The following is a 13,258-nucleotide window of genomic DNA, read 5'->3' as shown; positions in this document are numbered from 1 at the left end:
AGCTGACGCCGTTGACGACGCGCTTGCCGGTGCTGCCGATCTCGAGCGTGAGGTCGTCGACGCGCAGAAGTGTTTCGGACGAGGCCATCACATTCCCCTCATGCGCGGGTCGAGCTTGTCGCGCACCGCATCGCCGAGAAGATTGATCCCGAGCAGCGTCAGCGAAATGCACAGGCCGGGGAAGATGCCGAGCCAGACGGCCTGGCCGATATAGGGCCGCGAACCGGCGAGCATGTTGCCCCAGGTCGGGGCTGGTGGCGGCACGCCGAGGCCGAGGAAGGAGAGCGCGCTCTCCGCCAGCAGCACATAGCCGAACATCGAGGTCGCCAGCACGGTCAGCGGCGCGATGCAGTTCGGCAGGATGTGGCGGGCCATGGTGAAGCCCTCGGAATTGCCCATCACGCGGGAGGCGGCGATGTATTCGCGCTCGCGCAGCGAAAGCACCGTGCCGCGCACGATGCGGGCGACCGAGGGCGCATAGGCGATGCCGAGCGCGACGATGATGCCGTATTTGTTGGCACCCACCACCGCGAGCAGGCCGAGCGCCAGCAGGATTCCGGGAAAGGCGAGCAGCGCATCGTTGAAGGCCATGACGATGCGGTCGAACCAGCCGCGGAGATAGCCACTGAAGACGCCGATCACGGTGCCCAGCGTCACGGCGAGCGTGACGGTCAGCAGGCTGATCCAGACGCTGGTCGCAGCGCCCGCCATCAGGCGGGAGAGCACGTCGCGGCCGAACTCGTCGGTGCCGAGCCAGTGCATGGCGCTCGGCGCCGCGAGCTTGGCGCGGAACGAGAGTTGCAGGGGATCGTAGGGGGTCCAGACCGCGCCGGTCAGGGCGACGACGAGCAGGACACCGATGAGCAGACCGCCCAGCAGGGCGTTGGGTGCGGGGAGCTTCATTCGGCTGTCACCCGCGGGTCGAAGATGGGATAGCACAGGTCGATCACCAGATTGACGAGGACATAGGTGAAGGCGACGAAGAGCAGGCAGCCCTGGATCACCGGGTAATCGCGCGCGAAGATCGAATCGACCAGCAGACGGCCGAGGCCGGGAATGGTGAAGACGGTCTCGACCACGGCGATGCCGCCGAGCAGGTTGCCGAGCACGAGCCCGATCAGCGTCCAGGTCGGCCCGAAGGCGTTCTTGAAGGCGTGGCGCCAGAGCACGGCGCCTTCCGAGAGGCCCTTGGCGCGGGCATGGGTGATGTAGTCGAGCCGCAGCACCTCCAGCGTCGAGGCGCGCGCCATGCGCAGGATCACGCCGATCTCGTGCAGGAACAGCGTCAGGATCGGCATGACGAGGTAGAGGATGCCGCGTGTCGTGTCCTCGCCGATCGAGACATAGCCGACGACCGGCAGCCATTCGAGCTTCAGCCCGAAGAACAGCAGCAGGAGCAGGCCGAGCCAGAAGGTCGGGATCGAGAGCAGCAGCGTCGCCAGCCCGACCAGGGTGAGATMGAGCGAGCTGTTCTGCCGCCAGGCGGCGATCACGCCGGCCGGCACGGCGACCAGGCAGGCGAACAGCACCGCAACCAGCACCACCTGCGCGCTGATGAAGAAGCGCTGGGCGATGAGCGGCAGGACCGCCTGTTGCGAATTGATCGACTGGCCGAGATCGCCTTGCAGCAGATTGCCGAACCAGATCGCGAACTGCATCGGCAGGCTGCGATCGAGGCCCAGGCGTGCCCGGAGATCGGCCAGGCTCGCCGGATCGGCGAGGTCGCCCAGCATGAGCTGGGCCGGATCACCCGGGATCAACCGGATCAGGACGAAAACCGAGACTGCCACGATGAACAGTGTCGGCAACGCCATCAGGATGCGCGTGAGCGCGAAACGCAGCATTGGTGCTTCCCCTCCCCGTCAGACCTGCGCCTCAATTGGCGAGGTTGACGCCCCACATCCGCATCTTCGACTGCCACGGCTGGAAATCGCGCACGCGCTTGGAATGCGCGATCACGTCGAGGCCGTTGAAGTAGATGATCAGCGGCACCTCTTCGATCATGCGCTTGTGCAGGTCGTCGAAGAGCTTCTGGCGCTCGGCCTTGTCCGAAACGACCATCGACTTGTCGATCAGTGCCTGCGCCTCGGCATTGTCCCAGACCTTGCGCGGCTGCTTGTCCTTCGGCCCGGCGAACTGCTCGAACCCGAGTGCGGGGTCGAAGCGTGYCGAATAGGAGAAGGACTGCATCTGGTAATTGCCCTTGTTGTAGCGATCGAGCTGGGTTGCCCAGTCCAGGACCTCGATCTCGGCATTGATGCCGGCGGCCTGCATCATCGCCTGAGCCACGACGGCGGCCGGGAAACTCGGCACGGTCGGGCGCTTGTTGGCGATGATCGAGATCTTCTCGCCCTTGTAGCCGGCCTCCTGGAGCAGCTTCTTCACCTTGGCCGGGTCATAGCTGAAGCCCTGCTTCTCGACCGGTCCGAAATAGGCCGAGCTCGGATAGATCGCCGAATTGTTCGGCGTGCCGAGATTGCTGGAGGCGGCTGCGACCAGCTCGGTCATGTCGAGCGAGGCGGCGATGGCCTGGCGCAGCTTGACGTTCTTGATCAGCGCGTCGTTCGTCTGGAACAGGAAGGTGTGGCGCACGGCGTTCGGGGCGACCTTCACGTCGAGCTTGGGATTCTTGCGCAGTTCCTCGACATCGCTCGGCAGGATTTCGGCCATGTCGATGGCGCCTGAGATCAGGCCGGCCTTCACCGTCGCGGGATCGCGCACGACAAGGAACTTCACGTCCTTGATGAGCGGCTTCTTCAGGCCGATATAGCCGTCGCGCTTGTCGCTCTTCGGCGACACATAGCCGTCGAAGGCGGTCATGGTGAAATACTCGCCGCGCTTCCAATCGCCGATCTTGAACGGCCCGGTGCCGACCGGCTTGTCCCAGGAACCGTCCGCCTTCAGCGAGTCCTTGTGGATGACGGCGGCCATGGCGCAGTCGGTGCGTGCCAGCGCGTCGAGGAAGAGCGCGCTGGGCGAGTTGATGCGCATCACGACGGTGTTGGCGTCGGGAGCCTCGATCGCCTCGACCTTCAGGCCATTGCGACCGTCGAATTCGGACAGGCAACGCCACTCCGTCTTCGGATCCATGTAGCGGTTCCAGCTCCAGACGACGTCGGCCGAGGTCAGCTCCGCGCCATTGTGGAACTTCACGCCCTTGCGCAGCGTGAAAGTGTAGGCCTTGCCGTCGGCCGACATCTCGACCTTCTCGGCGAGAAGCGGCCCGACCGTGCCATCCTCGGCATAACCGACCAGGCCCTCGACGAGCTGCAGGACGAAATCATCCGTGTTGTCGTCGCGGTTCACGCCGGGATTGGAGCTGCGGATATCGGCAGCGACCGCGACCGTGACGGACTGGGCGGCGGCCGGACCAGCGACGAGCGCTGAGGTCGCCAGTGCGAAGGCCGAGGCATAGATGCGGTTCATGTCGATGTTCCTGTTGTCGTCGTTCTTCTTGGTTTTGAGATGAGCTGGCCCGGGTCCGGCGCGGGCCAGGAGCAACGCCTCAATTGGCGAAGCTGACCTCCCAGAGCCGCGGCTTCCCAGCGACCCAGGGGGCAAAGCCGCGCAGCTTCCTGGAGACACCGGCCGTGTCGACCTGATTGTAGAGGAAGATCAGCGGAGCTTCGGCGAGCATCAGCTTGTGGAGCTCGTCGAACAGCTTCTGGCGCTCGGCCGGATCGCCGACGAGAGTCGCCTTCTCGATCAGCTCGTCGGCACGCCGGCTGTCCCAGGCCTTGGACGGGAATGCGTCCTTGGGTCCGCTGAACTGGTTGTAGCTCTGGGCAGGATCGATGCGGGCGGAATAGCTGAAGGACATCATCTGGAAGTTGCCCTTGGAATAGCGGTCGAGCTGGGTCGCCCATTCCAGCACCTCGATCTCGCTGTTGATGCTGGCGGCCTGCAGCATGGCCTGGGCCACGACCGCGGCCGGGAAGCTCGGCACCGTCGAGCGCTTATTGGCGATCAGCTTGATCGGCTGGCCCTTGTAGCCGGCCTCGGCGAGCAGCTTCTTCACCTTGGCGAGGTCCTGGGTGTAACGCTGGCGCTGCACCTCGCTGTAATAGGGCGACGTGACATAGATCGCCGAGTTGTTGGTCTTGCCGAGCTCGTTCGAGGTGTGCGCGACGATCTGGTCGAGATCGAGCGCGGCCGCGATCGCCTGGCGCATCCGGACATCGCCGAGCAGGGCGTCGCGCGTCTGGAACAGGAAGGCGTGCTTCGTCGCGCTCGGGGCGCTCATCACTTCGAGATTGGGGATCTTCTTCATTTCCGGCACGTCGGAATCAGGGACGTCTGCCACATGCAATGCGCCCGACATCAAGCCGGCCTTGATCGTGGCGCCATCGGCGATGGAGAGGAACTTCACCTCCGGCACCAGGGCACGCTTGCGGCCGACATAGCCGTCGCGCTGCTCGCCAGGGGGCGAGACGTAACCGTCGAAGCGCTTCAGCGAGACGAATTCGCCGCGGCGCCATTCGCCGAGCGTGAAGGGGCCGGTGCCGATCGGCCGGTCCCAGCTGCCGTCGGCCTTCACCGAGTCCTTGTGGATGATCGCGACCATGGCGCAATCGGTGCGCGCCATGGTGTCGAGGAACATCGCACTCGGCTTTTCCAGCTTCATGACGAAGGTCGACGGATCAGGTGCGTCGACACTGGTGACCTTCATGCCGGTCCGGCCGTCGAATTCCGCCCGGCAGCGCCAGTCGGTCTTCGCGTCCACGTAGCGGTTCCAGTTCCACAGCACGTCGGCCGAGGTCATGACCGCGCCATTGTGGAACTTCACGCCCTTGCGCAGCGTGAAGGTGTAAGTGAGCCCGTCGGGCGAGACCGCGATCGACTCCGCCAGCAACGGCGCGACCGCGCCGTTCTCGCGGTAGCCGACCAGGCCCTCGACCATGTGCAGCACGACGGCATCGGTATTGTCGTCCCGGTTGACGCCCGGGTTGGTCGAACGGATGTCCGCATTGAGCGCGACATTGATCGTCGATTGCTGCGCCAGAACCGGCGCAGCAACAAGGGTCAAAGCAATAGCCAGGGACGACGTCAGGTTCACTTCATTTCCCCTTCAGCACGGTGAGAGGCGCAGCATCCGCACGCAGGCGGGTCAGCGTTTCCGCCAGGAATTCCTCTACGCGCGGCACAGCCTTGACGCCGTCATGCGGCATGTTCGGCACCAGATCGAAGCGCACCTTCACGCCTGCGGCTTCGAAGGAGCGCTGCAGGCTGGCGAGCCGCTCAGGGCGGGTCTTGCCGGCATGGTTGGCATCCGGCATCCAGTTGCGGCCGCCTTCCTTGTGGGTGATTTCCCAGGTTTCCAGATCGGCAGCCCCGACGATCATCTGGACCGGCACTTTGGCGAGGGCGGCCAAGTCGATCTCCTGCCCGAACAGGGCCGCGAAATTCCGCGTGCCGACCCACCAGTCGCGGGTCGGGTCGAGCAGCGTGACCGAACCCGGTGCGCCGATGCAGGCGGCCCAGAGGCGGTCGGGATGCAGCAGCATGAAGCGATGTGCGAAGTGTCCGCCGCCGGAATACCCGAACAGGGCAAAGCGCTTGAAGTCGAGATTGTAGCGCTCGCCGACCTCGTCGACGATCGCAAGCAGTTCGTGATCGTAGCGGATGTCGGCTTCGCGCATGTACTTGAAGCCGTCACGATAGCCGTCGCCCCGCACCCCGACCGGGAAGAGCGGCGCGAGCACGATGCAGTTGTTCCAGCGCGCGAACTCGGTGAAGGCATCGCGATAGGTGATGAAACTGCGGCCGGTGCCATGCATGGCGACGACCAGCGCCGGCGGCTCGCCGCCCTGCCCCACTGACGGCGGCACGTAGAGGCAATAGGCAAAGCGGGGATCGTGCCGGCTGGCGAAGACCGTGGTCCGGTCCATGTCGTAGAGCGCGGCAGCCTTGTCGGCCTTCCTGGCTTCGGGCGCTTCACGCGTCGCAGTCATCGCAGCCATCGGATATCCTTTATTGGCTTTTAAATTGGCGCCAATTATGTTGCACGTTGCATTCAGGCTGGCAAGCTTGGATCGGTCGCTTCGCTCGGTAGCGAAATCGCGGCGAGATGAGCTAGGGGATGACGATGACGACCGTGAAGCGTAAGCCGAAATCGAAACACGCCCTGGCTGGAGAGATCGCCGAGGCGATCAAGCTCGGCCAATTCCGGTCCGGCGAATGGCTCCGTCAGATCGACATCGAGCAGAAATTCGCCGCGACGCGCTTCGATGTTCGCACCGCGCTCGACGAACTCGTCGTGCGCAAGGCGATCGAACATGTCCCCAACCGGGGCTACCGCGTGGCCGAGATCGATCGAGAGACCCTGCGCCATATCCGGTCCGTCAGGATCGTGATCGAGACCTCCGTCGCGACCGCAATCGTTGGCCGGATGACGCCGGCAACCCTCTCGACGCTTCGTGGCCTCGCCGAGGAGTTCGGCGTGGCGGTGCGCGAGGGCACGCGCGCCGACCAGAGCCGGGTCAACGCCGAATTTCACGAAGTGATGTATCATCTCAGCGGCAACCCCGTGCTGGAGGAGCTGATCTGGAACCTGCGTGATCGCGGGCGCGGGTCGAACGTCACGGTATGGGCCTCCCACGAGTCGCTGCTGCGCAGCGACCGTGACCATCACGCCATGCTCGAAGCCATCGAGAAGCGCGACATTGCGCGCCTCTCGCAGTTGATTGCAGCTCATATTCTCAAGGATGCACCCGAGAGAGAGCCGGGGGACCTTTAGTCGGTGACGCTGACTTCCCAGAGCCTGGGCTTGGACAGGATCGAGGACTGGTAGCCCTTCACGCGCTTCGCATAGACGCCGGCATCGAGCCCATTATAGAGCATGACCATTGGCACCTGGGCGATGAAGCGCGTGTGCAGTTCGTCGAACAGCTTCTGGCGCTCGGCCTTGTCCGAAACCACCATCGACTTGTCGAGCAGCGCGAGCGAGTCCGGATCGTCCCAGACCTTGCGCGGCTGGGTCGCTTTCGGACCGGCGATCGACTCGAAGCTCAGTGCGGGGTCGAGGCGGGCCGAATAGGGGAAAGCCTGCATCTGGTAGTTGCCCTTGCTGTAGCGGTCGAGCTGCGTCGCCCATTCCAGCACTTCGATCGAGACATTGATGCCGGCGCCCTGCAGCATCTGCTGCGCGATCACCGCGGAATCGAAGCTCTGCGGATAGCGCTTGTTGGCGAGCATCACGATCGGCTCGCCCTTGTAGCCGGCTTCCTGAAGCAGCTTCTTGGCAGCCGCGACATCGTGCTTGTAGCCCTGCTTCTGCACCGGCCCGTAATAGGACGACATCGCAGGGACGATCGAATTGTTCGGCTTGCCCAGGCCGTCCGTGACGGCGGAGACGATCTCGTTGACGTCGAGCGCCGCGGCAATCGCCTGGCGCAGCTTCTGGTTCTGCAGCAACGGATCGCGGGTCTGCAGCAGGAGGCCGACCAATCCCATGTTCGAGACGAGCGAGACCTCGACCTTGGGGTTCTTGCGCAGCTCGCCGACTTCAGCGTTGGCGACGTCGGGGATGACGTCGATGTCGCCACGCAGCAATGCGGCCTTGGCGGTGGAGCTGTCAGGCACGATCAGGAAGCGGACTTCATCCACCAGCGGACGCTTGCTGCCGGTATAGCCATCGATCTTGCCGGGAAGGCTGGCGTAGTCGGCATTGCGCACGAGCCGGATATATTCGCCGCGGCGCCATTCGCCGAAGCTGAATGGCCCCGTGCCGATCGGCTTGTCGAAACTGCCATCCGCCTTCACCGAATCCTTGTGCATGATCCCGGTCATGGCGCAATCGGTGCGGGCGATGCTGGCAAGGAAGAGAGAGCTCGGCTTGTCGAGCTTGAACACCACCGTCGAAGCATCCGGCGCCGTTACGGATTCGACCTTGACCCGCCCTCGCCCGTCGAATTCCGAAAGGCAGCGCCATTCGGTCTTCGGGTCCATGTAGCGGTTCCAGCTCCAGACGACGTCGGCAGCCGTCAGCGGCGCGCCATTGTGGAACTTCACCCCCTTGCGCAGTGTGAAGGTGTAGCTCAGCCCGTCCTCGGACAGCGCGACCTTCTCGGCAAGGAGCGGCTTGACCTCGGCATCATCGCCATAGGCGACGAGGCCCTCGACCATATGCAGCACGACGGCGTCGGTATTGTCGTCCCGGTTCACGCCCGGATTGATGCTGCGGATATCGGCATTGAGATGCGCGCGAATGCTCGTTGGCGCCGCGAGCGACGGGCCGAGACCTGCCAGCAGCGAGGTCATTGCCGCACTGGCAAGCGCTGCTGCCGCAATCGGTTTGAAAGCCATGTTCGATCCCCTCCTGATTTTTTGTTAGCGAATGGCGTCGGGCCGCCCTCTACGGCTCCGACGCATGCAAAGAACTCACTCGGCGGCTTCGGCCAGCGTCACCGGATCGTCAGTCAGGCTGTAGCGCGTGAACTGCCGGTTCAGGGCCGGCAGCGGGGCCACTTCCATGATGCCCTTCGCCGGCTGCATGATCACCATCGACACCGTGGCCGAGAGATTGCMGGTCTCGTTGGGACGCGGCGGGCGGCAGACGGCATAGGGCGACAGGAAGTCGTCGAAGAACGCATTCTTGAGATCGGCGACGCTGAGCTTGCGGCCGGCATCGTCGAGCAGCTTGCGGACGCGCCAGTCGCGATAGAAACTCTCCGGCACCCGCGGAATGCCGGTGTCCTTGATCTTGGTGAGCGCGATCGAGCCGACCCAATGGTTGGCATGAACGATCAGGCCATCGGCCGGGTAGATCGGGAAGGCCTCATCAGGGGCGCATTCGAAGTCGATGGCGAAGCCTGCGACCGTCGAGAGCATCATGTTGTTCGAGCAGGCCTTCGGCGTCGTCGCCACGGCCTTCATCGCCATGGCGAAATGCTCCTGCTCCAGCACCTTGCGCCGGATCAGCGCCAGCGGCACGCCAGCCTGGGTGAAGTCGCGCTCGGATTCCAGATAGTTGGCGGTGATCGAAACGCCGGCGGCGTTCATGCCACAGCGAGCAAGACCGCCCGCCTCGACAAAGGTCAGGAAGTCCGGGCCGTCATCGCGGCGCACGCGCAGCACGATGGCGGTCTCGGCGCATTCCGCCTTCCAGTCCCAGTTCTGGCCGTGGATGAGTTCGCCCGTCGCGCTGCGCTCGGGCAGGATGACCGCGCCCGTGCAACCATCGTCGAGCTCCTCCCCGGCCTCGACCGGCTTGGCCTTCTCGAGCCGTGCCTTGGCCATGACTTCGGTGCGGGCATTGACCATCACGATATCTTCGAGCGTGACGCCGGCACCGTCGGCGATGCCGCGCATCTCCTCGACATAGTGGGCGCCGAAAGCCTCGATCTCGCGGGCGAATTCGGCGATCAATCGCGACTTGGCAACGGCATCGTAGCCGAGATCGGTGAGCTGGCCGCCATAGAGCTCGATGCTGCGCTTGACGCGCGTGGGGACCGCGGCGCCATGCTGCCGGCCGCGCTCATAGGGCGATCCCGAAACATCGATGAATGGAAAGGGCTCAACCATGGACCAAATCTCCGCGCCGGCTCTGGCGCCCGGCTAACAGTTAATGTATTTCATCACGCAGTAAGACAATCAAGAGGAAATTCATGGCCGAACCGACGCGGCTCCAGCAGGATCTGGCCGAGCGCATCATCCAACTGGCGCGCGAGGATGGTCTCGCGGCGGGCGCATGGCTCAACGAGAACAATCTGGCCAAGCGCCTGAATGTCTCGCGGACCCCGGTGCGGGCGGYGCTCAGCCACCTCGAAGGCCAGGGAATCGTGCTTCGTCACCCCAACAAGGGCGTCGAGCTTGTCAGCGCGCTTCCGCTTCCGGCAGACAGTGGCGGCTCGCCCGACGAGACCGACCTCGCTCTGGTCAGGATCGCACGCGACCGCGAGAGCGGCGCGCTTGGCGATGACGTTTCCGAGCTGCAGCTGATGCGCCGATACGAGATGGCGCGACCGGAAATCCAGCGCACCCTGAAACGCCTGGCCGAGCTGGAGATGGTGGAGCGCAAGCCKGGCTATGGCTGGCGCTTCCTGCATGAATCCTCGGATTCGTCGCTGCGAATGGAGCGCTATCGCTTCCGCATGCTGCTCGAACCCATGGGTTTTCTCGAACCTGGCTTTCGCCTCGACGRGCACTGGGCGGCGGAGATGCTGAGGCGGCACCGCCACACCCTGACCCAGCCCTGGCGCGAGTCCTCCAGCGTCGCCTTCTACGAGATGAACGCGGCCTTTCACGAAGGTCTCGCGGCCGCATCGGGCAATCGCTTCATCCACTCCGCCATCCGCCGGGAAAACCAGATGCGACGGCTCTCCAACTATGATTGGGGCTCCGGCACCGAACGGGTCCAGGTCAGCTGCACCGAGCACATCGAGATCCTCGAACGCCTGCAAGCCGGAGACCGGGAAATCGCCTCGGTCCTGATGCGCCGGCATTTGCAGCGCGCCAGCGAACTCAAGCGGAGAGTCCGGCAACCGCCGCCCACGCCCGGCTAGCAAGGCATGTGAAGYGATATTGTCTTTCGTACGGAATAAAGACAGTATCGCCTCTCGCCAATGGCGCGCCCGTGATGGGATCGCCCCGCCCGAGGATCGCTTCATGCCAGCCACCGCCCTTCGCAGCGAAACCGACCGCAGCAACGCTCCGGACGCCTTCTGGATGCCGTTCACGCCGATGCGCGGCTTCAAGCAGGAGCCGATGCTGTTCGAGCGCGCCGAGGGCATGCACTACTTCACTCCCGAAGGGCGCCAGGTCCTCGACGCGATGGCAGGCCTCTGGTGCGTCAATGCCGGCCACGGCCAGCAGCGCATCGTCGAGGCGATCCGTGAGGCGGCTGGGCGCCTCGATTTCGTCTCTTCGTTCAAGATGAGCCATCCTGCCGCGCAGACCTATGCGGCACGGCTGTGCGATTTCGCGCCCGAGGGGCTCGATCACGTCTTCTTCGTCAATTCCGGCTCCGAGGCGGTCGATACCGCGCTCAAGATCGCACGCGCCTATCACCATGCGCGCGGCGACGCGCGCCGCACCAAGCTGATCGGCCGGGCCAAGGGCTATCACGGCATGGGTTTTGGCGGGCTTTCCGTGGCAGGCCTCGGCCGGCACAAGCGCGGCTTTGGCCCGCTGCTGCCGGAAGTCGCCCATCTCGCCCTACCCTATGATGCCGGCATGGCGTTCTCGCGCGGCCAGCCGGACACCGGCGCGGCCTATGCCGAGGAACTCGAGCGCGTGCTCGAGATGAACGACCCGGCCAGCGTCGCGGCCGTCATCGTCGAGCCGGTGACCGGCTCGGGCGGCGTCTACGCGCCGCCGAAGGGTTATCTCGAGCGCCTGCGCGCGATCTGCGACAAGCATGGCGTGCTCCTGATCTTCGACGAGGTCATCACGGGCTTTGGACGCCTCGGCACCCCATTCGCGGCGCAGGCATTCGGCGTGACGCCCGATCTCATCACCTGCGCCAAGGGCATGACCAATGGGGCGGTGCCGATGGGCGGCGTCATCGTCTCGAATACGGTCTATGATGCCTTCATGGCCGGCCCGCCCGAGGTGATCGAGCTGTTCCACGGCTATACCTATTCGGCTCACCCGCTCGCTTGTGCCGCTGGGCTCGCCACGCTCGATGTCTTTGCCGAACAGGGCATCGTGGCGCGCGCAAAGGCGGCAAGCACGCATTGGCAGGAGCGTGCGCTGGCGCTCAAAGGCTCCCCGCATGTTGCCGACATCCGCAGCATCGGCCTGCTCGGCGCCGTGGAGCTGACACCGCGGCCAGGGCAGCCCGGCGCGCGCGGAGCGGCCTGCGCCAAGGCCTGCTATGAGGCAGGTGTGCTGGTGCGCGGGTCGGGCGACACGATCGTGCTGTCGCCGCCGCTCATCGTCTCGGAAGGCGAGATCGACCTGGTTTTCGCGACCATCGCAACTGCCCTGCGCAGCATCGATTGATGCATCGGCTCTTCAGGACTTGATAGCAACCTCCCAGGCCCGCACGCGCGACTCCCACGGCACGAAGCCGGAGACGCGCGCCGTCGAGGCCCAGGCTTCGATCGAGTTGAACAGCATCACCAGCGGCACGTCGTCGATCATCCGCTTGTGCAGTTCGTCGAAGATCTTCTGACGCTCGGCCGGGCTCTCGATCTTCGAGGCCTTGTCGAGCAGCGCAATCACAGCGGGGTCATCCCAGACCTTGCGGGGCTGGTCCGCCTTCGGCCCGGTGAAATGCTCGAAGCTCAGCGCCGGGTCGAGCCGCGCCGAGTAGGAATGCACCATCAGCTGGTAATTGCCCTTGAGGAAGCGATCCATATGGGTCGCCCACTCCACGACATCGATGTCCGAGTTGACGCCGACGGCCTGGAACATCGACTGCAGCACGACTGCGATGTTGAAGCTTGGCGCCGATTTACGGTTATTGGTGGTGATCTTCAGCCGCTCGCCCTTGTAGCCGGCCTCGGTGAGAAGCTTCTTCGCACGCGCCGGATCGTAGCCGTGCGAKAGGTTCTGCACGTCGCTGTGATAGGCCGACTTGGCGTGGATCGTGGAGTTGTTCGGCTGCACGCCGAGATCGGAGACGATCGCGACGAGCTGGCTGAAATCGATGGCCGCCGCAAGCGCCTGGCGCATCGCCGGCGTCCTGAAGATCGGGTCATTGGTCTGGAAGAGCAGTGCATGGCGCGCTGCCGTGGTCGCGGTCTGGACCGTTATACCGGGAGCCTTCTTCAGCTCGGAGACATCAGAGCCCAGCACTTCGGCGATGTCGATCTGGCCTGCGATCAGGCCGGCCTTCACCGAGGCTGCATCCGGGACGACCAGGAACCTGACCTCCGGAACGAGCGGCCGCTTGCTGCCGGCAAAGCCGTCGAGGCCGCCGGGCAGCGACTGGTAGCCAGCGAAGCGCATCAGGCTGATCTGCTGGCCCCGCCGCCACTCGCCGAACTTGAACGGGCCGGTCCCGACCGGTGCTTTCCACGACCCGTCAGGATTCAACGAATCCTTATGGATTACTGCGGCGCTGCCGCAATCGGTGCGCGCCAGCGAGAACAGAAAGAGCGCGTTGGGCTCGTTGATGCGCATTCGCACGGTGGTTGGCGACACGGCTTCGACCGCTTCGACCTTGAGCCCGCTGCGGCCGTCGAAATCGGCAAGGCAACGCCATTCCGTTTTCGGGTCCATATATCGCTGCCAACTCCAGACGACGTCCGCGGCGGTCAGCGGCGCACCGTTGTGGAAGGTCAGTCCCTTGCGCAGTTCGAAGGTGTAGCTC

General features: G+C 64.6%; 11 protein-coding genes. 3 read left to right on the top strand and 8 right to left on the bottom strand.

Going from position 1 to position 13,258, the window contains the following annotated elements:
- Window positions 1-87: 87 nt before the first annotated feature.
- From AC1DJT_RS25295 to AC1DJT_RS25275, 5 genes are all read right to left on the bottom strand, one after another.
- Entirely contained in the window at window positions 88-903 is an 816-nt protein-coding gene (locus tag AC1DJT_RS25295; protein WP_069880963.1) for an ABC transporter permease, read from the bottom strand.
- Window positions 900-1,844 carry an ABC transporter permease gene (locus AC1DJT_RS25290; RefSeq protein ID WP_476835115.1) on the bottom strand — a complete coding sequence of 315 codons (945 nt, stop codon included), beginning with the start codon at window positions 1,842-1,844 and terminating at the stop codon, window positions 900-902. Before AC1DJT_RS25290 ends, AC1DJT_RS25295 begins: the two co-directional genes overlap by 4 nt.
- A gap of 31 nt (window positions 1,845-1,875) precedes the next feature.
- Window positions 1,876-3,426: an ABC transporter substrate-binding protein gene (locus tag AC1DJT_RS25285; protein WP_476835114.1), complete on the bottom strand. Its 1,551-nt coding sequence runs from the start codon at window positions 3,424-3,426 to the stop codon at window positions 1,876-1,878.
- Between the two features lie 79 nt (window positions 3,427-3,505).
- Complete coding sequence (locus AC1DJT_RS25280; RefSeq protein WP_476769589.1) at window positions 3,506-5,056, bottom strand: ABC transporter substrate-binding protein; 1,551 nt, start codon at window positions 5,054-5,056, stop codon at window positions 3,506-3,508.
- A gap of 1 nt (window position 5,057) precedes the next feature.
- Window positions 5,058-5,951: an alpha/beta hydrolase family protein gene (locus tag AC1DJT_RS25275; RefSeq protein ID WP_476769592.1), complete on the bottom strand. Its 894-nt coding sequence runs from the start codon at window positions 5,949-5,951 to the stop codon at window positions 5,058-5,060.
- Between the two features lie 128 nt (window positions 5,952-6,079).
- Here AC1DJT_RS25275 and AC1DJT_RS25270 point away from each other — a divergent pair, with 128 nt between their 5' ends.
- A complete protein-coding gene (locus AC1DJT_RS25270) occupies window positions 6,080-6,736 on the top strand; it encodes a GntR family transcriptional regulator (RefSeq protein WP_069880967.1) in 657 nt (218 codons plus the stop codon).
- Here AC1DJT_RS25270 and AC1DJT_RS25265 read toward each other — a convergent pair.
- Together AC1DJT_RS25265 and AC1DJT_RS25260 are read right to left on the bottom strand one after the other, a co-directional pair.
- Window positions 6,733-8,304, bottom strand: coding sequence for an ABC transporter substrate-binding protein (locus tag AC1DJT_RS25265; RefSeq protein WP_441507099.1), 1,572 nt, complete (start codon window positions 8,302-8,304; stop codon window positions 6,733-6,735). The genes AC1DJT_RS25270 and AC1DJT_RS25265 overlap by 4 nt on opposite strands.
- A gap of 75 nt (window positions 8,305-8,379) precedes the next feature.
- Window positions 8,380-9,522: a C45 family autoproteolytic acyltransferase/hydolase gene (locus tag AC1DJT_RS25260; protein WP_476835113.1), complete on the bottom strand. Its 1,143-nt coding sequence runs from the start codon at window positions 9,520-9,522 to the stop codon at window positions 8,380-8,382.
- An 83-nt stretch (window positions 9,523-9,605) separates the two neighbouring features.
- On the opposite strand from AC1DJT_RS25260, the gene AC1DJT_RS25255 reads away from it, so the two are divergent.
- Both AC1DJT_RS25255 and aptA read left to right on the top strand, forming a co-directional pair.
- The gene (locus AC1DJT_RS25255; protein ID WP_476835112.1) at window positions 9,606-10,502 is read left to right on the top strand and encodes a GntR family transcriptional regulator; all 897 of its coding nucleotides are present in this window, start codon (window positions 9,606-9,608) and stop codon (window positions 10,500-10,502) included.
- A 103-nt stretch (window positions 10,503-10,605) separates the two neighbouring features.
- Window positions 10,606-11,943, top strand: coding sequence for an omega-aminotransferase AptA (aptA, locus tag AC1DJT_RS25250; RefSeq protein WP_441507096.1), 1,338 nt, complete (start codon window positions 10,606-10,608; stop codon window positions 11,941-11,943).
- 12 nt (window positions 11,944-11,955) lie between these two features.
- On the opposite strand, the gene AC1DJT_RS25245 is transcribed toward aptA, so the two are convergent.
- Window positions 11,956-13,258, bottom strand: a 1,303-nt coding sequence (locus tag AC1DJT_RS25245) for an ABC transporter substrate-binding protein (protein WP_476835111.1), incomplete at its 5' end; no start/stop codon positions are given.

The organism is Allobosea sp. 05T422_2 (assembly GCF_056396265.1).
The sequence above is the reverse complement of the archived record's forward strand: the minus strand, read 5'-3'. Positions and strand labels throughout refer to the sequence as shown.